The sequence below is a fragment of the Paraburkholderia sp. FW306-02-B genome (genome assembly GCF_058782725.1).
This window is the reverse complement of sequence record NZ_JBYSXZ010000003.1, coordinates 59,575-79,368: the sequence shown is the minus strand read 5'-3', so window position 1 is coordinate 79,368 and position 19,794 is coordinate 59,575. Positions and strand designations below refer to the sequence as shown.

General features: G+C 58.8%; 17 protein-coding genes and 1 pseudogene. 9 read left to right on the top strand and 9 right to left on the bottom strand.

Translation table 11 applies throughout. The annotated features are described in order from the left end of the window. Positions 1-847: 847 nt before the first annotated feature. The 5 genes from ligD to AC3WOG_RS35990 all read left to right on the top strand — a co-directional run bounded on the left by ligD (position 848) and on the right by AC3WOG_RS35990 (position 6,283). On the top strand, positions 848-3,361 hold the full coding sequence (gene ligD / locus AC3WOG_RS36010) for a DNA ligase D (RefSeq protein WP_492582636.1): 2,514 nt from the start codon (positions 848-850) through the stop codon (positions 3,359-3,361). A gap of 102 nt (positions 3,362-3,463) precedes the next feature. Then, positions 3,464-4,375 carry a non-homologous end joining protein Ku gene (gene ku, locus AC3WOG_RS36005; RefSeq protein ID WP_492582635.1) on the top strand — a complete coding sequence of 304 codons (912 nt, stop codon included), beginning with the start codon at positions 3,464-3,466 and terminating at the stop codon, positions 4,373-4,375. Further along, the gene (locus tag AC3WOG_RS36000) at positions 4,372-5,214 is read left to right on the top strand and encodes a tetratricopeptide repeat protein (protein WP_492582634.1); all 843 of its coding nucleotides are present in this window, start codon (positions 4,372-4,374) and stop codon (positions 5,212-5,214) included. The genes ku and AC3WOG_RS36000 overlap by 4 nt, the downstream gene beginning before the upstream one ends. Continuing rightward, positions 5,211-5,534 (top strand): hypothetical protein, encoded by a 324-nt coding sequence (locus AC3WOG_RS35995; protein WP_492582633.1) that lies wholly within the window; start codon positions 5,211-5,213, stop codon positions 5,532-5,534. Before AC3WOG_RS36000 ends, AC3WOG_RS35995 begins: the two co-directional genes overlap by 4 nt. 47 nt (positions 5,535-5,581) lie before the next feature. Beyond that, on the top strand, positions 5,582-6,283 hold the full coding sequence (locus AC3WOG_RS35990) for an Imm50 family immunity protein (protein ID WP_492582632.1): 702 nt from the start codon (positions 5,582-5,584) through the stop codon (positions 6,281-6,283). Between the two features lie 711 nt (positions 6,284-6,994). On the opposite strand, the gene AC3WOG_RS35985 is transcribed toward AC3WOG_RS35990, so the two are convergent. The 4 genes from AC3WOG_RS35985 to tnpA are packed head-to-tail and all read right to left on the bottom strand — an operon-like array spanning position 6,995 to position 9,838. Further along, positions 6,995-7,489, bottom strand: a complete 495-nt coding sequence (locus AC3WOG_RS35985) for a hypothetical protein (protein WP_492582631.1) — start codon at positions 7,487-7,489, stop codon at positions 6,995-6,997. A 13-nt stretch (positions 7,490-7,502) separates the two neighbouring features. Beyond that, positions 7,503-9,026: an IS66 family transposase gene (gene tnpC / locus AC3WOG_RS35980; RefSeq protein ID WP_492582630.1), complete on the bottom strand. Its 1,524-nt coding sequence runs from the start codon at positions 9,024-9,026 to the stop codon at positions 7,503-7,505. A 48-nt stretch (positions 9,027-9,074) separates the two neighbouring features. After that, on the bottom strand, positions 9,075-9,422 hold the full coding sequence (gene tnpB / locus AC3WOG_RS35975) for an IS66 family insertion sequence element accessory protein TnpB (RefSeq protein ID WP_035936519.1): 348 nt from the start codon (positions 9,420-9,422) through the stop codon (positions 9,075-9,077). Beyond that, entirely contained in the window at positions 9,416-9,838 is a 423-nt protein-coding gene (gene tnpA / locus AC3WOG_RS35970) for an IS66 family insertion sequence element accessory protein TnpA (RefSeq protein WP_492582629.1), read from the bottom strand. Before tnpA ends, tnpB begins: the two co-directional genes overlap by 7 nt. Before the next feature lie 863 nt (positions 9,839-10,701). Here tnpA and AC3WOG_RS35965 point away from each other — a divergent pair. From AC3WOG_RS35965 to AC3WOG_RS35950, 4 genes and pseudogenes are all read left to right on the top strand, one after another. Next, positions 10,702-11,184 carry a hypothetical protein gene (locus AC3WOG_RS35965; RefSeq protein ID WP_492582628.1) on the top strand — a complete coding sequence of 161 codons (483 nt, stop codon included), beginning with the start codon at positions 10,702-10,704 and terminating at the stop codon, positions 11,182-11,184. 211 nt (positions 11,185-11,395) lie between these two features. Beyond that, positions 11,396-11,881 (top strand): hypothetical protein, encoded by a 486-nt coding sequence (locus AC3WOG_RS35960; protein ID WP_492582627.1) that lies wholly within the window; start codon positions 11,396-11,398, stop codon positions 11,879-11,881. A 121-nt stretch (positions 11,882-12,002) separates the two neighbouring features. After that, positions 12,003-12,380: a DUF6984 family protein gene (locus AC3WOG_RS35955; protein WP_492582626.1), complete on the top strand. Its 378-nt coding sequence runs from the start codon at positions 12,003-12,005 to the stop codon at positions 12,378-12,380. Between the two features lie 521 nt (positions 12,381-12,901). Next, a pseudogene (locus AC3WOG_RS35950) lies at positions 12,902-14,125 on the top strand (DNA polymerase ligase N-terminal domain-containing protein); the annotation flags it as partial. Between the two features lie 598 nt (positions 14,126-14,723). On the opposite strand, the gene AC3WOG_RS35945 reads toward AC3WOG_RS35950, so the two are convergent. The 5 genes from AC3WOG_RS35945 to AC3WOG_RS35925 all read right to left on the bottom strand — a co-directional run bounded on the left by AC3WOG_RS35945 (position 14,724) and on the right by AC3WOG_RS35925 (position 19,751). Then, positions 14,724-15,722, bottom strand: coding sequence for a transketolase family protein (locus tag AC3WOG_RS35945; protein ID WP_492582625.1), 999 nt, complete (start codon positions 15,720-15,722; stop codon positions 14,724-14,726). Next, complete coding sequence (locus AC3WOG_RS35940; RefSeq protein WP_492582624.1) at positions 15,719-16,564, bottom strand: transketolase; 846 nt, start codon at positions 16,562-16,564, stop codon at positions 15,719-15,721. Before AC3WOG_RS35940 ends, AC3WOG_RS35945 begins: the two co-directional genes overlap by 4 nt. A 37-nt stretch (positions 16,565-16,601) precedes the next feature. Next, on the bottom strand, positions 16,602-17,930 hold the full coding sequence (locus AC3WOG_RS35935; RefSeq protein WP_492582623.1) for an MFS transporter: 1,329 nt from the start codon (positions 17,928-17,930) through the stop codon (positions 16,602-16,604). A 92-nt stretch (positions 17,931-18,022) separates the two neighbouring features. After that, on the bottom strand, positions 18,023-18,772 hold the full coding sequence (locus AC3WOG_RS35930; RefSeq protein WP_492582622.1) for an SDR family NAD(P)-dependent oxidoreductase: 750 nt from the start codon (positions 18,770-18,772) through the stop codon (positions 18,023-18,025). A 94-nt stretch (positions 18,773-18,866) separates the two neighbouring features. Next, positions 18,867-19,751 (bottom strand): LysR substrate-binding domain-containing protein, encoded by an 885-nt coding sequence (locus AC3WOG_RS35925; RefSeq protein WP_492582621.1) that lies wholly within the window; start codon positions 19,749-19,751, stop codon positions 18,867-18,869. Positions 19,752-19,794: the final 43 nt, after the last annotated feature.

The following is a 19,794-nucleotide window of genomic DNA, read 5'->3' as shown; positions in this document are numbered from 1 at the left end:
GCGATGTTGAGCGCAGCCTTGACCTGCTCGACGGTAAAGCCGAAGTATTTTCGATTGGCCGGGAGCATGTCGGGATTTCTATCCCGACCCGATTGCTTGACACTGTCGGGGAGGCAAAGGTTAGAGAGGCACTACGACACTTGACCGTCTATGACCTTTACTCGGGCGTTTGGAACGGACAGTAATGTGCAGTCGAGCAAATTGGAACATCGACGGGAAAATTGTCGACGATTCGGAGAGGGATATCGACCGTCGCTTCATGGCCCGGATCCTGCCACTTCACCATCGGAAGATGCTTTTGAGTATGACGTACGCAATAAAACCAAAAGCAATCACAGCGCCCACTATCCCCACAATCCTTTGTCCGCGGGTCTTTGGATAATTTCCGGGTATTCCGACCATGGTCTACCAACTGATTCCTGTTTTATCGCGGTTAAGAGTTTAGGCAACGACATTTTGGCAGGATCGCATTAGCGGTTCCTCAAGCGATATTCGCTCTGATCGCATGGCGATTGTCGACGATCTGAGCGATGGTGTCGACCGGCCGTTCCTGGCCGCACGCAGCCTTTCGAAACCGGCGTACGACGGGTCAATCCTACCCTCCGGCTGGTCCAACAAATTTGCGTCACAAATCCGGCAAGTCCAATGTATTCGGTTCCGCGTCATCTGGCGCGTGACCGAATTCGTTGGCAAGTCTTGCCGGTGCACATCCTTCGCTTCGCGTGGCTCGTCGACGTGCGCTATCTGGCCGGCAACCCATTAGTGCCTGACCGCCCAAATGAAGGTACGCTCGATCCCACACCCTTGAGTCGTTGGCGGACCGGGTGGACCCGCCGTAGACTAGGCCATGGCTGCCCGCTCCGACAGGACCCGCCCTCCGCTCGCCCGCTACCAACGGAAACGTGACTTCAAGGTCACGCCCGAGCCTGCTCCTCAGGTTCCCGGCCCCTCAGCGCCCGTCAAAAGGCTCTCCTTCGTTATCCAGAAGCACTGGGCAAGCCGCCTTCATTACGACTTTCGTCTCGAACTCGACGGTGTCCTGTTGAGCTGGGCTATCCCCAAGGGTCCTAGCTATGACCCCAAGGAAAAGCGGATGGCGATTCACGTTGAGGACCACCCCGTCAGTTATGCAGACTTTCAAGGCACCATCCCGCCGAAACAGTATGGCGCTGGCACCGTCATTGTCTGGGACCGCGGCACCTGGGAGCCGGTCGAAGACCCGCACGACGGGATGAAGGCCGGCAAACTGATTTTCAGGCTCCATGGGGAAAAGCTCGCGGGCCTGTGGGAGCTGGTGCGCATCTCCAGGCCTGAAGACAGGCAGGACCAATGGATGCTCTTCAAGAAGCGTGACGAATGGGCCCAACCGCTCGCGCAATACGATGTCATCAAGGCGCTGCCCGACAGCGTAGTCGGCAAACCGCTTGGCCTCGTCGAGCAGCGCGAGCCTCGAGCGACTGCCGGGATGTCACCCATGACGGAACCAGAGATCGACCTGTCACTTGCCGTCGGCGCCGACCTGCCCGCGAAGCTGGAGCCCCAGCTTGCCACCCTGGCGACATCCTTACCGAAAGATGACGGCTGGATACTGGAGACGAAGTTCGACGGCTATCGCATGATGGCACGCATCGACAGGGGACGCGCCCGCCTGTTCACGAGAGGCGGCCACGACTGGACCAGTAAGCTGAAGAGTCTTGCCTCGGAAGTCGAAAAGCTGGGAATCACGGAGGCCTGGCTGGACGGGGAACTGGTGGTGCTCAAGGACGGACTCCCTGACTTCAATGCACTCCAGAATGCCATCACCGCGCCGCGCAATGAAAACATCGTGTACTTTCTTTTCGACGTCCCTTACTGGGACGGCCAGGACCTCCGCAAGGTGCCCCTGACCTCCCGGCGAGCGCTCCTCGAGCAGCTCATCGGCGAGCCCACCGAGCGGATTCGAATCAGCCAGCATTTTGCCGCACCGCCAGCGCAGGTGTTTCAGGCCGCGTGTGACCTGGGGCTGGAGGGCCTGATGTTCAAGCGGCGCGACGCGCCCTACGTTTCGACGCGGACTCAGACCTGGCTAAAGGCAAAATGCAGGCTCCGCCAGGAGTTCGTCATCTGCGGTTTCACCAATCGAAGTGCGGCATCACAGGAGGTCGGGAGCCTGCTACTGGGTTACCACGTGGATGGCAGGCTTCGCTTTGCCGGCAGCGTCGGCACAGGCTGGGATGCCAGGACCGCCCGGGATCTGTGGACCCGCGTGACCGCACTTGAAGTGCCTGCTGCGCCATTCGATCCCAAGGCGCTTAAACCAGGGCGGCGGACCACGCGCGCTGCGGGCAGCGAGCATTGGGTCCAGCCATTGCTGGTGGCGGAGGTTGCCTTCGCCGAGTGGACGCGAGACGGTCACGTGCGACACGCCTCGTTCAAGGGTTTGCGCACCGACAAGCCGGCAGGCGATATCACCCGGGAGGCCGCCAGGACTGCAGTCGCGGCGCCAGCGGCAAGGTCGGTCAAGGTAACGAACCCTGACCGGGTCATCGACCCGGTGGCCGGCATCACCAAACTCGATCTGGTCCGGTACTACGAAAGCGTAGCCGACTGGATGCTGCCCCACCTGAAGGACCGCCCACTCTCGATGGTGCGTGCGCCCAACGGCATCACCGAAGAACTGTTTTTTCAGAAACATCCGGAGACCAGGATGCCCGGGCTCAAGGAACACGAACCAGACCTGTGGCCGGGACACGGCGCCCTGCTGACCGTCGACACCCTGGACGCACTCGTGTCGGCCGCCCAGATGAACGTCGTTGAATTCCACGTATGGAATTCAACGGTAAAGCGCCTCGACAAGCCTGACCGGGTCATCTTCGACCTGGACCCCGGCGAAGGTTTGAAGTGGCTCGAGGTGCAGGAGGCGGCACTCCTTGTCCACACGCTGCTGACCGAACTCGGGCTTAAGGCCTGGCTGAAGACCAGCGGCGGCAAGGGCTTGCACATTGTGGTGCCGCTGGCGCCGCGACTCGACTATGAGACCGTGAAGGGTTTCTCCAGGGCCTTTGTACAGCACCTGGTCCGCACCATTCCCGAACGATTCACTGCAAAATCGGGCCCTTCAAATCGTCAGGGAAAGGTGTTTGTCGACTACCTGCGCAACGGCATGGGCCAGACCACCGTGGCCGCGTTTTCTGCCCGGGCCCGGCCGGGCCTGGGGGTGTCCATGCCCGTGACCTGGGAGCAACTCATGTCGCTGAAAAGTGGGTCGCAGTGGACCGTGGCTACTGCGCGCGAGTACCTCAGCTTCCAGACCGACGACCCTTGGCATGACTACTGGTCGACCCGGCAGCTGTTGACGGCAGCGATGAAAAGGCTAAGCTGAGTCGCACGAGCACGAGCACGAGCACGAGCACGAGCACGAGCACGAGCACGAGTGCCTGCCCTGGTTGCTGCCCCGCCCACCACCTGTTGTGTGGAGGATGTCATGCCTGGTCGTTCTATCGCATCGCTGTCGCTTTCCTTCGGTCTGGTGTCAATTCCAGTCAAGCTTTACAGCGCCACCGAGAGCGAAACCGCTGTCAAGTTCAACTACATGTGCAAGGACGGCTCCCGCGCAAAGCAACAGTACATCTCGGAGAAGACCGGGCAGCTCGTGGAGCGTGCGGACTTGCAGAAGGGATATGAGTTCGAGAAGGACCGGTTTGTCGTGTTTTCTTCAGACGAACTGAAGGCGCTCGAAGAGGGCGGAAGTCACGTGGTTGAAATAGTGGCCTTCATTCCGGAGAAAACCGTCGACCCTCTTTACTACGACAAGGCCTACTTCGTGGCTCCGGACAAGCGGGGCGGAAAGCCGTACAACCTGCTCAAGGAAGCCATGCTCAAGAGCGGTCGCTGCGCGGTGGCCAAATGGGCCTCCAGGGGCAAAACGCATATGGTGCAGGTTCGTCCCACGGAAGACGGCCTGGTCTTTCAGCAGCTGCTCTTCGCCGATGAGGTGCGCTCGTTGAAGGACTTGCACATCGAGCAAGCCGAGATTTCTGAGCCTGAGCTTAAATTGGCATTACAGCTCATCGACCAGATTGCCGAGGAGAACTACGACCCGACGCAGTACGAAGACGAGGAAAAGAAGCGCGTTCTCAAGGCGATCGATGAGAAGATCGCCGGCAAGGATATTGTTACGCCCGAACAGGTGGAAGTGTCCGCTACCGGGCAGGTCATCGACCTGATGGATGCGCTGCGCGCGAGCCTGGCCAGAGGAGGCAAGGCCAGGCCGCCTGCCACCAGGGCCAGGGCTTCTGCCGGCGATGTCGCGGCCGTTGCCACGAAGGAGCGCAAAGGCGTCAAGCGCGCCGAGAAGGCTGAGGAACCACCTGCTCGGGTACGGGCCCGGAAGTGACGCGCCACGCGTTGGAGCATCACTACTCTCTGCGCAGTCTCCAGTCCCTGCTTGGTATATCGCGCAGAGTTTTGACCGGCCTGGTCGAAGCCGGCTTTGTGACCCCTGCCCGCGGCCCCCGGAACGAACTGCGCTTCAGCTTTCACGATGCTGTCCTGCTGCGTACGGCCTATCGGCTCCAGACGGCCAACATTCCCTCGCGCAAGATATTGCGCTCGTTGACGCGCCTCAAAGCTTCGCTCCCGGAGGAACTGCCCTTGACCGGGATTCGAATTACCGCTGTTGGCAACACAATTGCTGTGCGGATAGGTCCCGACCAATGGGAAGCCGAGTCGGGCCAGCTGCTGCTCGACTTTGAGGTCGCTCCCCTGAAAGGTGACGTGGCGTTTCTGGACGGCTCCCCTCGCAGCGCAAAGGAGGCTCACATCCAGGCCGAGGAGTGGTTTGAGCTCGGTGAGCAACTGACCACCACGGACCGGCAGGGGGCCGAGCATGCTTATCGGAGAGTCCTGGAGTTGCTGCCTGTGGCGCACTATGGCGCTTACACCAACCTGGGCGTTCTCCTGTGTGAAGAGGGACGCTGCGAGGAAGCGCTGGCAGTGTTTGACAGGGCCCTGGAATTCTTCCCGGACGATTGCCAACTGCACTTTAACCGCGCCGTTGCGCTGGAAGAGCTGGACTGCGCCGACGAAGCGCTGAATGGCTACGGAAAGTGCCTCGCGATTGAGCCAGACTACGCGGATGCGCACTACAACCTTGCACGACTCAAGGAACTCCGAGGGGACAAGCAAGGCGCCCTTCGACACTACAACGCGTACCGCCGTATCCAGGGCTCTTGAACGTCGTTACTGTGCAATGGATTCCCGTGCACGAATTAAGTACATCAACACTAGCCGGGGATCTGGCAGAAATCGGCCAAGAACGGTCGTTCGACAACGTCCCCCGAATCGTTGACAATCTTGAATTTGAGTCGACCATGTTTTGGCTGCGTCGAGGTTCGTTGATTTTCAATCGATTTGTCACCTCCGGGGAGAAAGCATGTCCGTCGCGCCGTTTGACCTGCTCGCGCACCATGCGCGACTATGGTGCGGAGCTTGTCGACATAGACGTAGAGCCATTGGGCTATAGCGCCGCGAATCTGCGCGGATGGCGGTGGTGATAGCCAGGCGATCCGATCCAGCTGGTTTATATAAGCGGGGGAGGCAAATGAGACTTCAGTCAAATTACGAGAATACGTTCAAGTACATCCGCAAGAACGCACGCGGCCTGACTTATGACATCGGTTACCACCTCTATCAACCCGACGACGGGACGTTTATCTACGGTTTCGAAATTGTGCAGGAAGCTTGCGATGGCCGCCTCGGGAGTGGGGCAAGCGTGCTGAATTTCCGGGGCACGCACGAACAAGCGGAAAAATACCTCCGAAACATGCTGGAGGAGATGGTAGAGAGGTTGCCGGAGTCATGGGAATCGGACCGATACAGGAACCGCAAGGAAACCGACGAGGGCGCGGTCAACGATGCGTGGCTGATTCGCCGCATCTTCGGCTACTGGCCTGAGTTTCATGATGCCGAACTGCTTTCCGTAACCCTGCGTCGACGCGCGTCCAGTGGAAAAGCGCATACGGACATGGAGTTCACACTTCATCACTGGGGGCAGGACAATCCGGCGTGGAAAGGTAATGACGAGCATTGCAAGGTTACGTTTCTGCTCAAGGACGTGGAGGGGGAGGAGTTCGTCACTGAAAACGTAACCCATCCCTCGTGGATAAATGACTTGCGTTTTTCGCGGTGCGACGATGGCCGCATCCAGGTCGATCTGGATCCGTCAACTGGCTTTTCGTTCCTACTCTATTGCGCAGTTGCGCGCGTGGTGCGCGTTGAACCGTATTTGCCCGACAGTGACTAGTTGCGCGATATCGACATCTCCAAAGGCACGACGGTCCGCGTTATGTCGAGCATCGTGTGACGCTTCGGTGGCGAGAGAGCGATACGCCTGCTTGGTCCGTGTAGAAAGGATAGTTACACATGAACTACCCGCCACTCGAACTTGGTGCTGTTTTCCAAACGGATTGGACAGGGCATCCTGTTCGCGTGATCGCGTTTGATGGAGATGTGGTCATGTATGACGCCTGGTGGCCACACAGGCAAGCTTGGGGCATGAAGAACCTGTCCAGCACCTTTAGCTACTACCGCGTGCGACGCACCTTGTTCTTGTCACGGGCGCATTATCTGCGGACCGATGAATACACGGAACTCGAGGTCAGCATTCACAGGCCTGATCTTCCCTTGGCCTACGCGCAGTTCGAATCGTTGAGCTGGTATGACCAAACGCCCGAATCTCTATCGCAACTGGCCCAACAGATCGCCCAAGCACGAGGTCATAAACACACGAGCGATCGTGCGTCGCTTCTGAAGGCGCCGGCAATCTACCTCGCACCTTTCGGTCCAAAGGGCAGCCAGAAGCCGGCAACCTTAGTCCATTCGCAAGACGGCCATGCGTTTATGCGGCGGGACAAATTGGAGGCAACCGCAGAACGAAGGGTCTCGCTTCGAGCACTACGCCTGCAAGCGTTTCTTCGTATCCGTCAGCGGAACCCGTTAGGGTGGTTTTGCGCGGCTAAATGTCGACGATCTTTCGTAATAGAGAGTACGAAACGCGCCAGTGACCATCGGTGTCGTTGACGGCAATAGAGGCGGTCTTGGCATTCAGCCTGACGACGATGCCCACGCGCTCGCTGAGGTGCTTGTCGGTGAAGCCAACTGTGTCGCCGACGAAGAACTCTTCACGCTGCGTTTTCGGCGGCGGTGTCGGTTCGACATGAGGCTGACCGGTTGACGTTTCCGGGATGATGATCGCCGCATAGAGCACGCCCCACCGGCGTCGCGTCGCGCTGTCCTGAACCACCGCCTGGGTTTGCCGGAGTTCAACAATCGTGCCTTGTGCCGGCGGACCAAGCGGGTTATCGCCAATGTAGTTGACTGCCATCCCCAGATGGAGGCGTTGCCGTATTTCGAGAATGCGACGGGGATCGTCAAGCATTTTTCCGATCGCAAGATAGAGGCGATAGAGCTCGGCGCTAGGCGCCTGGCGAAGCGAGTCTGGAATGTCCATGTGCAGAGGTGTTTTAGCGGGCGAGCGGCAGCAATTCGTGCACGCGATTGACGGGATACGACGGCAATTGTTCGAGCGTTTGCTCAAGCCACGCGTAGGGTTCGATACCGTTCAGACGAGCCGTACCGATGAGTGAGTACATCGTTGCAGCTGCACGGGCGCCGCGAGGAGATGCCGCAAACATCCAGTTCGACCTTCCGAGGGCAATCGGCCTGATCTGCCGCTCAAGCGCATTGTTGTCTGGCAACAGGACACCGTTCTCCGTATATCGGATGAGCGCCTCCCAGTGTCGCAGCGTATAACCGAAGGCCTTGGCCAGCGGCGCTTGTGGGAGCAAACCGATGACGTTTGCATCTAACCACCGACGAAACTGCGCAAGCACGGGCAACGTCTCTGCCTGCCGGACCGCAAGCTTGATGTCTGGCGTTCGGTCTTTGACTCGCGATTCAATTGCATACAGCCGGGCGATCCACTGCAGCGCGTGAGCCGCGAGCCCTGGGTCCTTCTGAGCCTTGGCAATCTCGAAGAACCGTCGGCGGCAATGAGCCCAACATCCGACCTCGACGATATCGCCTCGCTCATAAAGCGCAGCATGGCCGCTATACGCGTCGGCTTGCAGATAGCCTTGGTATTGATTCAGGTACAGCAGCGGATGTGCGCCCGCTCGCGACTCAGCGAACTCGAACACGACCGCCGGCGGGTGGTCGACCCAGACACCGTTCTCCTTATGCTGGCCCGCGCCAAGGTAGCCCCATAATCGCGCTGTACGCGTTGACGGGTGGCCTCGCTCGAGCAAAGGCAGTGTTGTGTCGTCCACGTGCATTCGCGGCGCCTTCAACTGGTGGGCGCGCAACCCGGGCAGCAGTACCGATAGTAGCTCGGCCGATGCCAGCTTCCATTCGCACAGCGTGGCTCGAGGCAAGTACACGCCACGGCGCGCGTAGCGCATTTCCTGGCGATTCAACGGCAGATGATCGACATAGGTGTTGACCAGCACATTGGCGAGCAGGCTCGCGCTGGCATTGCTCTTCGGTAGCGGCGACGGCTGCGCGCTTGCAGTCACGATGGTCGACTCGCCATCCTTCTTCGCCACGTATTTGAAGCGGATGTGTTCAATGACGGTGAGCCTGGACGGCTCGTAATGCAGTGTCTCGCTGCGTTCTTCGCCGATCCGTTCGAGCGTATCGAAAGCTATCTTCTGCTCATCGCTGAGATCGTATTCGATGCGTGTGCGTGGCAGGTCCTTCGGCAAAGCAGGACGCCCTTTGCGAGTGTGGCCCTCCACAGGTACTGCGTCGGCCACGGGCGGCACCGGGATTTCCGCGGCGGCATCAAACAGTTCGGCCTGGCCGGCCAGGCGCTCAGAACTCACGCCGAAGCGCGCCCGGTTCAACTGCGCAATCTGATGCTGGAGGATTTCCAGCTGCTCCCACAACACCCGTGCAAGCCGGTTCTGTTCAAGCGCGAATGCTTGCAGCGCATCGGGCTCGACGGGAAGATCCGCGACAGTGACGGCGGTGGGTGGCATGTGCATCATGATGCCCAACTCGAGCCACGTTTACAAGCTCGGGCTGGGGGGAGCACGTCATGCCACGCGCGTCACTGCCACGGTGTGGTGCGGCTCTCGCGCCGGAATCTCGATGCCTTCGAGCCATGCGTTGAGTTCGGCGAGCGTGAAGCCGCGCTGGGCGAGTAACGAGGGTGACGGGAAACGGCCTCGTTCAAGCCGCTTATACCAAAGCGCGAAGCCGGTCCGGTCCCAATAAAGAATCTTCACTTTGGAGCGGTCGCGCGCAACGAAGACGAACAGGTTGCCCGATGCAGGCTTCTGGGCAAGCAACGGCTCGACGAGATACGACAGCCCGTCAATTGCCTTGCGCATGTCTACCGGGTCGCGACAGATGTACGCGCGAACGTCCGAGGCAATCAGCACCGGCCACCTCCGAGCTGCCCGAGCACAAATCGCACGATGCGCTCGGCGTGAACGCCGCTTAGTTCGAGGCGAACGCCCGCGAGCGAGAGCGTCACCCGGTCACGCGACGGCGATGCGTCAGCGGTGGGCCTTGCCACGGACGGCTCCGGGGGCACCAGTTCAGCATCCAGACTGGAGACGATGAATGCCGCATCCGCAGTAACCGCGAGCGGCTGCCTGGTCTCTTTGATGGGGCTTGAAAGTTTCTTGCGCCACAGACTGAAGGTGCTTAGCGCAAGACCCTGTTCCCGGCAAAATCGCCGAGCGCCGATCCCACTCGCTTTCCAGATGGTAACCATTTCGCCCCAGAACGCTTCGCCTTGCCGTGGGCGACGTGCGCCCATCGCCGTTGCAGCCTTAATGTTCTCGTCTTCCATCGCATTGCCCCATTCTCACGAAAGCAACACGTTCACACTCGAGCATGCCAGATTCAAGACGGGATCCGCTGACGCTTACGTTTCTTCTATGGCCGGTGGTTATGTTCGGCCTCATGGAGTTTGTGTGGTTCTTCGAAACTAGGTTCCCCCCAATCTCGTTGTTGGCATTCGGGCTATGGGTATGGGTGCTGTTCTTTCGTGCTTATCGCGCTTTGGTAAGGCTTTATACATTTGTATGCCCGTGCTGCGGAGAAAGATCTTTCTTCACCAAAGTAGGTTGGATATTTGGATGGGGTAATGTTTGGTCTAGCAAATGTGTGCACTGCGGCCATAAGGTGACTTAACCTTTGTGGGCCACCAGCAAGCAGCAATGCCGGTGGACTGAGTTTTGAATGACCGCCGCGGGTCGACCTGAGACGGTTGTCATCGGTCTCAGTGCGGCGGTGGGGAGGCCCGCTAGATGATTTTCAATCGACGGACGGATGGTCAAGCCACTAATGGAAGCTACTCTGACCGTAGCCTAGGTTGAGGCCAGTCAGTCCATCAGTAATTAACCTATAGCTAGCGGTGAACAATGCTGAAATTTCTTTATATAGCTTGGCCGGCTCCACAAAAAATGTCCAAATCGCAGTATCTGAAGTATCGTCTTAAGTTGCTGGCCATTATGGTTATTTGGGCCATGATGTTTGTTGCCTTGGTGTTTTTTTTGGGGCAGTTTACACGTTTTACTGAAGATTCTATTTATAGTATTGGAATACATATTTATCCCAGATTTCAGTATGATTGAGCAGTTATTTGTTTCGTATGATAGATATATCGAAGAAGGGCTGCGTTGCTAAACCATTCTCTGGAGATCAGAGATCATGCGTACAGGCTTGCGAGCTGGTTATCGGGTTATCGAATGGGAAAGTGATTGGGATCCTTCTCTTGAAGATATTCTTCAGCGCTTCCCGAACATAGTTATAGAAAAGCATGTTGCAATCGCGTCCTGCGACAGTGGCCCGTACAGGCCGACAGATTTTGAAGTAGCAAGCGGTTGGTACAGCCTCGGAGACTTGGCAGTTAGCCCACGGATCGAGACTATTTCACAATTGCCGACGCCGGGCTTCGACGAGTGGTACGTTTACGATAATCGTAGGAACTTTGGCCCCCATCGGTCATTTGTGAATCATTTTGGATTTTCACCGCTTAAGGACGGCGATGCACTGACAGAAGAATTTTGGGCACAGATTGCTGCCTTACGGCCGATACACGTACTCGGAGCTGGAACACCAATCTTGTTCTTAGTGACATGCGATGAATCACTGTACAGAGAAGTTGCTGGTGCTGGTGAACCTTTAATGTGATGACCGTCCGCTTCCAAGACTCATGGCCGGCGGCTTAGGGTCGCGTACTGCCGGTCGCGACGGAGTGGGATTCCGAAGTTCATGCGGTTTGCATGAGGCAGTCATCGGCCAACTTGAGACGTTCGACGCGGGCGTCCAAATCGTCAATCGTTCCGCGCATATATTGCTGGCTGGCCGAAACCACGACTGATGTGTCCGATAGGGGGATCCGTTGAAACACGAACGAAATCAATCGGCGTGGCACCTCGCTGCGGGAAACGAGCTTTTGCTCAAGCTATTCAACGAGTACCCAACGTTCCACGATGCCATGGTGTGCTCAGTGAGCATGGAGCGGGCGAAACGCGTGAAATCTGCCACGCCGGGGGTGCTGTTCGATCCACGGAAATTGGAACTGGTCGACGTACTGCTTGAATTGAAACATAGACTCCCACGCAGCCGCACCGACCGGGTTGGTCAGATTGATTATGGAGTCGCCATAGCCCTGCTCGACGTTCAAGCATGCGAGATCGATCTAAACGCGATGCTAGATGACAGCTTTGTGAGTGAAGTGACCTTGTCTCGCGAACTCGATGGAACGTTTCTGTTCGATCTTGAACCAAACATAGGGCTGAGTATGAGTGTTCGATGTGCCGAAGTGCAGGTGCGTGCGGCTTGGCCGTACCCGGCTGAATCTCCGTTCGAGGACCTCTTGCCATAGGTCACCAGACGACGGCCATGTCTGCGGCCAGTTGCGTCAGCATAATCTGGATGCGCGCTTGGGCATTCTGGAGTGGCTTTTCTGGTGTACTTGATAGTGACCGCTGCTAGGGGAGGCTGCGATGTATAGAAGTACAGACATCAATAATTTTCGCTCGCTATCGGCGGCCGAAAGAGAACTGATCTCCGAATTGACCGCTGCTGAGTTTCCTGGCCGTGCGGAAGTGATCAAGCAACTTCAGCACTGTGTCCTGCGACTGATCGATGAGGACCGCAGTCTTGAAATTAACGTTCCACAGCCGATCTCGGCACCAGTGTTACATCGAGTTCCAACTGAGTTATATGGTCCTGATGTAGATGGAGTTCAAATCAGTGTTCTCCTGCATGTCGTTGATGGAGTTTGCCGAGAAATCGAGATCTACAAAGTAGATGGAACTACTATCCAACGAATGCCAGCAATTTGGCAGCGGTTCGTCCCTGGACCGGACGATACGGAATGAAGTTATGTGGCACATTGGATGACCGTTTTGGGGAAATGCGTCCGACCGCTTCGGGTCGAACTCGGCCGTTCAAAGTCGCTTTGCCGAGTCTTTCTCGGACGAACAACCTTGCTCCTACTTCGAAAATCGCGAAGCAAATAGGTCTCTCAGTACTTGATTGTGAAATATTGGGTGGTTAGAGTTTTCAGTCCGGGAAAATTTTTGATTCCCATTCCCGGAGTGTGTTTCGTAGCCTGTCCCTTAGTGGAGATGGGCTATTTTTTTATCAGACCTCCGCCACCGGGGCTTCATGACGCTGACACCCTGTTCGACTGGTTGCGTCGACCGATTAATGCGCGGCCTCGGTCGCGCGTCAGTTTCACTCATCTGAGTCACCCGTAAATGGTCTGGCGATATTAGCCCGGCACGTTGTGCAACGATAGTGCTCAGGTGCGAGCGTGCCGTTGCACTCTTCGGCATCAGATGACAATCGGCCAGGTTGAGTCGTTGGCGGACCGGCTGGACCCGCCGTAGACTAGGCCATGGCTGCCCGCTCCGACAGGACCCGCCCTCCGCTCTCCCGCTACCAACGGAAACGTGACTTCAAGGTCACGCCCGAGCCTGCTCCTCAGGTTCCCGGCCCCGCAACGCCCGTCGAAAGTCTGTTGTTCGTTATCCAGAAGCACTGGGCAAGCCGCCTTCATTACGACTTTCGTCTTGAACTCGACGGTATCCTGTTGAGCTGGGCTATCCCCAGGGGGCCGAGCTACGACCCCAAGGAAAAGCGGATGGCGATTCACGTGGAGGACCACCCCGTCAGTTACGCAGACTTTGAAGGCACCATCCCGCCGAAACAATACGGCGCTGGCACCGTTATTGTTTGGGACTGCGGCACCTGGGAGCCGGTGGCAGACCCGCATGAAGGGATGAAGGCCGGTAAGCTCATTTTCAGGCTCCACGGGCAAAAGCTCGCGGGGCTTTGGGAGCTGGTGCGCATCTCCAGGCCTGAAGACCGGCAGGACCAGTGGATGCTCTTCAAGAAGCGTGACGAATGTGCCCGACCGCTCGCGCAATACGACGTCATCAAAGCGCTGCCCGACAGCATCGTCGGCAAGCCGCTTGGGCCGGTCGAGGAGCGCGAGCCTCGAGCGACTGCCGGGATGTCATCCGTGACGGGATCAGAGATTGACCTGTCACTCGCCGTCAACGCCGACCTGCCCGCGACGCTGGAGCCGCAGCTTGCCACCTTGGCGGCATCCTTACCGAAAGATGACGGATGGGTAGTGGAGACGAAGTTCGACGGCTATCGCATGATGGCGCGCATTGACAATGGACACGCCCGCCTGTTCACGAGAGGCGGCCACGACTGGACCAGTAAGCTGAAGAGTCTTACCTCGGAAGTCGAAAAACTTGGAATCACAGAAGCCTGGCTGGATGGTGAGCTGGTGGTGCTCAAGGACGGACTCCCTGACTTCAATGCGCTCCAGAATGCCATCACCGGGCTCCGCAGTGAAAACACCGTGTACTTTCTTTTCGACGTCCCTTTCTGGGATGGCCAGGACCTCCGCAAGGTGCCCCTGACCTCCCGGCGAGCGCTTCTGGAGCAGCTTATCGGCGAGCCCACCGAGCGGATTCGAATCAGCCAGCATTTCGCCGCACCGCCGGCGCAGGTGTTTCAGGCCGCGTGTGACCTGGGGCTGGAGGGTCTGATGTTCAAGCGGCGCGACGCGCCTTACGTTTCGATGCGGACTCAGACCTGGCTAAAGCTCTTATGAGCATTTTTGTGTGGCGATAGCTCCTGAAGTCCCTACGGCACGAGCCACTCAGCTCTTCGTCGCAGTAGGTGATGTATCTAATTCTGTTGAATATGCCTTTTTAGTTACGTTTTCAGCCCGGCGTAGCCGGGCTGCCGCTATGCAGTTCTTTGCTTTTCGGTTGCGAAAATAGCTCTCATGCTTTTGAGGGAGTGCAGGGGGAGCGCAACGCCGGTTATCCACAGATCTGCCCTAGCCGCCCGCGCCCACCGCAGAACAGCGGGAGCTACCCGGGGCGATTTGATGTCAGCAGTCGCCAACTTCCGCAGGCTCGATGATAGCCGTCGTATGTCAGCCTGCTCGCGGTCTACGGCCGCCCCGTATCAGGCAGGAGTCGGTCACAAGCAGCCGGTCGAGGTCGCCGTTCGTCGGCCATAGCTCAATGGCCGTTCCCGGGCGAGCAGATTCCGGGCGGCAATGCCTCGACTCGGGCCACAAACGGCCATTGGATCATCCAAAGCGAACGGCCGCTTCCCGTCGGGATGCGGCCGTTCTTGGCAGCAACTGTTACGTTGCGTAAATCGGTAGGGTTAGCCAGTCATTTGATCGGTTACGCGAGCCAAGTCTTGATAGACGCGGCCATCGTCCCCGTTGAAATGCCGTAGCGGTCGTGCAGCGTTGGCAGGGCGCCCGCGTCGAGAAACTCGTCAGGCAGTGCGATCTGCCGGAACGGCGGCGTTACGCCCGCGCCGAGCAGCGTGCGTGCCACTGCTTCGCCGAGTCCGCCGATCACCGTATGATTTTCCGCGACGATCACCATGCGGCCCGTACGCTTCGCTTCGCGGAGGATTGTGGCGGTATCGAGCGGCTTGATGGTCGGCACGTGCAGCACGCCGACGCCGATGTTGTCCGCCTCCAGCGCTTTCGCGACTTCCAGGGAGCGCATCGTCATGATCCCCGAGGAGATCAGCAACACCTCGTTGCCGTCGCGCAGCAGCTTGGCCTTGCCGAGTTCGAACTGGTAGTCGTATTCGTCGAGCACGGCGGGCACGTTGCCGCGCAACAGACGCGCATACACAGGGCCTTTGTGCGCGGCGATCGCAGGCACCATCTGCTCGATATCGAGCGCGTCGCACGGATCGATCACCGTCATGTTCGGCATCGCGCGCATCAGCGCGAGGTCTTCTGCGGCCTGGTGGCTCGGGCCGTAGCCGGTCGTGAGACCCGGCAGCGCCGCCACGATCTTCACGTCGAGATTGTCTTCAGCGATGGCCTGATGGATGAAGTCGTACGCGCGGCGCGTGGCGAACACGGCATACGTCGTCACGAACGGCTGCGCACCTTCATGCGCAAAGCCGGCGGCTGCGCCCATCAGCAGCTGTTCGGCCATGCCCATCTGGTAGTAACGGTCCGGGAACTCTTTGCCGAAGATATGCAGGTCGGTGTACTTGCCGAGATCGGCTGTCATGCCGATCACGTTTGCTTTGGTACGCGCGAGTTCGGCGAGTGCATGGCCAAACGGCGCGGAACGTGTGACCTGGCCCTCTCCCGCAATCGAAGCGATCATCGCCGACGTTTTCAGGCGCGGCTTTTTCTCAACGGTGCTCATGCTTTTCTCCCTGCTTCGAGTGCTTCGAGTGCGAGTTGCCACTCGTGCGCGTCGACGCGGATAAAGTGGTTCTTCTCGCGTTCTTCGAGAAACGGCACGCCGCAGCCCATCTTCGTATCGCAGACGATGATGCGCGGCTGGGGCTTGTCGTGATTGCGGGCGTTATCGAATGCCTGCTTGACGGCCTCGATATCGTTGCCGTTCACGCGTTGCGTGTACCAGCCGAACGCTTCGAGCTTGTCGACGAGTGGCTCGAAGGCCATGACCTGCGTCGACGGGCCATCGGCCTGCTGGTTGTTCACGTCGATCATCGCGATCAGGTTGTCGAGCTTCCAGTGCGCGGCGGACATCAGGCCTTCCCAGATCGAGCCTTCGTCGAGTTCGCCATCGGAGAACAGTGTGTAGACGAATGCGCTCGAACCCTTGCGCTTGAGCCCAAGGCAGCGGCCTACGGCAATCGTGAGACCGTGACCGAGCGAGCCGCCGGACATTTCCATCCCTGGCGTATAGCTCGCCATGCCGGACATCGGCAGGCGGCTTTCGTCGCTGCCATACGTTTCGAGTTCTTCTGCGGGCAGGATGCCGGCTTCGAACAACGCCGCATATAAAGCAATCGCGTAGTGACCATTCGACAGCAGGAACCGGTCGCGATCTTCCCATTCAGGATCTTGCGGGCGGTAACGCATTGCGCCGAAGTAAGCGACGGCGAGAACGTCCGCAATGTCGAGTGCCTGGCCGATATAGCCCTGACCCTGTACTTCGCCCATTAGCAAGGCGTTTCTCCGAACCCGATACGCGCGCTCAGCGAGCGTGACGTCCTCGGTAATGATTTCGCTGTCCATGTGTTGCTCCTTTGATATCGAAAGAAATCTTGATGCTTCAGCGGTTGACGGATCTGGCCGGGACCAGGAATACGAGTGCGGCGCCGAGCGTGATCGCCAGAGAGATGAAGATAAGGCCCGCTGTCGATTTGCCAGTCAGGTCATTGAGCCAGCCGACGATTGCCGGCGAGAAGAATCCCGCCAGATTGGCAAAGCAGTTCACAGCGGCAATTCCAGCCGCGGCCGATACGCCGCCAAGCAGCGCTGTAGGCAATGACCAGAACTGCGAAGACGAAGCGAGGATGCCAGCGGCTGCAACGCTCAGGCAGACAATCGATGCCGCGACGCTGCCCAGTGCAGGCAAGGTTGCGAAGGCTGCGGCCGCAATCAGCATCGGAATCGCGAGGTGGAAGCGTCGTTCGCGGCGGCGATCCGCGCTCATGCCGATCAGCGGCAGCGCGATGATTGCGCACAGATACGGAATCGCGGTGAAAATGCCGACCCACAGCGGGTCCGACACACCCGCTTTGCGGACGATGGTCGGCAGCCAGAAAGTCAGACCGTACTGGCCGAGCACGACACAGAAGTAGATCGCAGCCATCAGCCACAGACGGCGGTCGCCGATGAACGCCCTGATCGACAGGTGGGCCGTCTTGTGCGCATTGTCGCCGGCGACATTGCGGGCGAGCAGCGCCTTTTCGGAGTCGGTGAGCCACTTTGCCTTCGCGATGCTGTCATCGAGGTACAGCAGGATCGCAATGCCGAGCACCAGCGACGGCACGGCTTCGAGCAGGAACAGCCATTTCCATCCCGCCATCGACATTGCGCCTTGCAACGAGTGCATGATCCAGCCTGACAGTGGGCCGCCAATCATGCCCGCGAGCGGAATCGCCATGAAGAACAGCGACAGCGCTTTTGCGCGGCGCGCTGACGGATACCAGTAGGTCAGATACAGGATCACGCCCGGCGCAAAGCCCGCTTCAGCAACGCCGAGCAGAAACCGCAGCATGTAAAAGACGGTTGGCGATTTGACGAACACGAAGCTCGCGGAGATGACAGCCCACGTGAGCATGATCCGCGCAAGCCACTTGCGCGCGCCGACCTTGTGAAGAATGAGATTGCTCGGTACTTCGAACAGGAAGTAGCCAAGAAAGAAGATGCCCGCGCCCATACCGTAGACGGTCTCGTTGAAGCGCAGGTCGTTCAGCATCTGCAGTTTCGCGAAGCCGACGTTGACGCGATCGAGATACGCGCCCAGATAGCACAGCATCAGAAAGGGAATCAGCCGGCGGCTAACCTTTCCGTAGGTCTTGGCTTCGAACGTCAGCGAGTCACTGCGAGGGATCGTGTCGCCTGGAATGGGCGGCGCGGTGTATCTGGATTTCATGGATGTCTCCTGCAACGGCCCCGTGTTGTCCCGGGTGCCTGGAACTTATGCCGCGCAAGCGCGGCGCTGTCGTCAATGAGCGTCTATGACGATCAATGAATCAGCATGCCGCCGTTCACATCGAGCGTGATGCCCGTGAGATAGGTCGAGAGGTCGCTCACCAGAAACAGGCAGGCGTTCGCGACATCGGCGGCATCGCCAAGTCTGCCGAGCGGGATGCCCTTGATGATGTCGGCACGCATCTCCGGCGTCAGCTTGCCGCCCGTGATGTCTGTCTGTATAAGACCCGGCGTGATCGAATTGACGCGGATGTGATCTCCGCCAAACTCGCGCGCCATCGCTTTGGCGAGCCCGAGTACGCCAGCTTTGGCGGCGCTATAGTGAGGTCCGCCGAAGATGCCGCCGCCGCGCTGCGCGGAAACCGACGACACGCAGACGATGCTGCCGCCGTTTTGCTCCTTCATCGCCGGAATCACGGCTTGGGACATATACAGGGTGCCACGCAGATTGACGTCGATGATCGCGTCGAAGTCCTTGGCGCCGATTTCGAGCGTGCGGATCGGCTGCGTGATGCCCGCATTGTTGATGAGGCCGTCGATGCGGCCGTACTTTTCGAGCGTTGCACGCGCAGCGGCTACGCAGGCGTCCTTGTCGGTGACGTCGCACGCGAGGCCGAGATGTTCAGGGCCGAGATCGGCGGCGGACGCTTGCGCGTCTTCCTTGCGCAGGTCGAGGATCACGATACGCGCGCCCTGTGCGGCCAGCGCCTTCGCGGTCGCCTTGCCGATACCGCGGGGCGATGCCGCGCCCGTCACCATGATGATCTTGTTCTCGAGCAACATCGTTTCGTCTCCTGAGTGTTGATTGGTGCCTGTAGTGTCGGTGTACAGGGCAGCGGCATCAACGCGGAAACGTTCAACCATGGCTGAGAAAAATTCAGGTGGATGCCGCTTCCCTCTCGATCCAGGCGAGGAACCGTTCCACACGCGGCAATTCGGCGTTCTGCATCGGGTAAACCAGATGATGCGCGCCCACTTCAACGGCGTACGTCTCGTCGAATACAGGCACCAGCAGGCCGTCCCGGATTTTCACGGATGCGAGCGTGAGGCTTTCGAGTGCAATGCCGAGGCCGAGTGCCGCTGTTTCGATCGACATATACGAGCGGTCGAACGAGAAGTCGAATGTCTTCTGTTTGGCGGATACGCCCGTTCTGCCGAACCACTGTTTCCACTGGACGAGCGGCGTTTCCGAATAGATCAGACGATGCGCCAGCAAGTCTTCCGGCGTCTCGACGGGATGCCGCTCCAGATAGCCCGGCGAGGCCAGCGGCGCAATGAACTCGCCCCGCACGGTCTTCACTTCCAGATTGCTCCAGTTGCCGTAGCCATGGCGGATGTCGATGTCGTAGTAGCCGTTCGAAAAGGAGACGTTCTCGTATGAGCAGGCCAGATTAAGCTGGATATCACCATTGGCTTCCTGAAACGAAGACAGCCTCGGAAGCAGCCACATCAGCCCAAAGCTCGGGCTCGAATGCACCCGCAAAATGTCGACCTCCTGGCGGCTCGACGCGCGTTCCGTCGCGCGGCTCAGATCGGCGAGCGACCCGGTGACGTCGGAGAGATAGCGCTCGCCGGTGGGCGTCAGCACGAGGCCGCGCCCCGAGCGCTGGAACAATGGCTGGCCGATGATCGACTCGAGATTGCTGAGCTGATGGCTCACTGCCGAAGCCGTCAGCCCCAGTTCTTCCGCCGCGCGGTTCACGCTTTTGGTTCGGGCCACGCTTTCGAAAGCGATGATGGCCTTGAGCGGTGGAATACGCATAGTGAAATTTTTTCAGTTGCAGTTGAATGAAACCGCCTTGTTC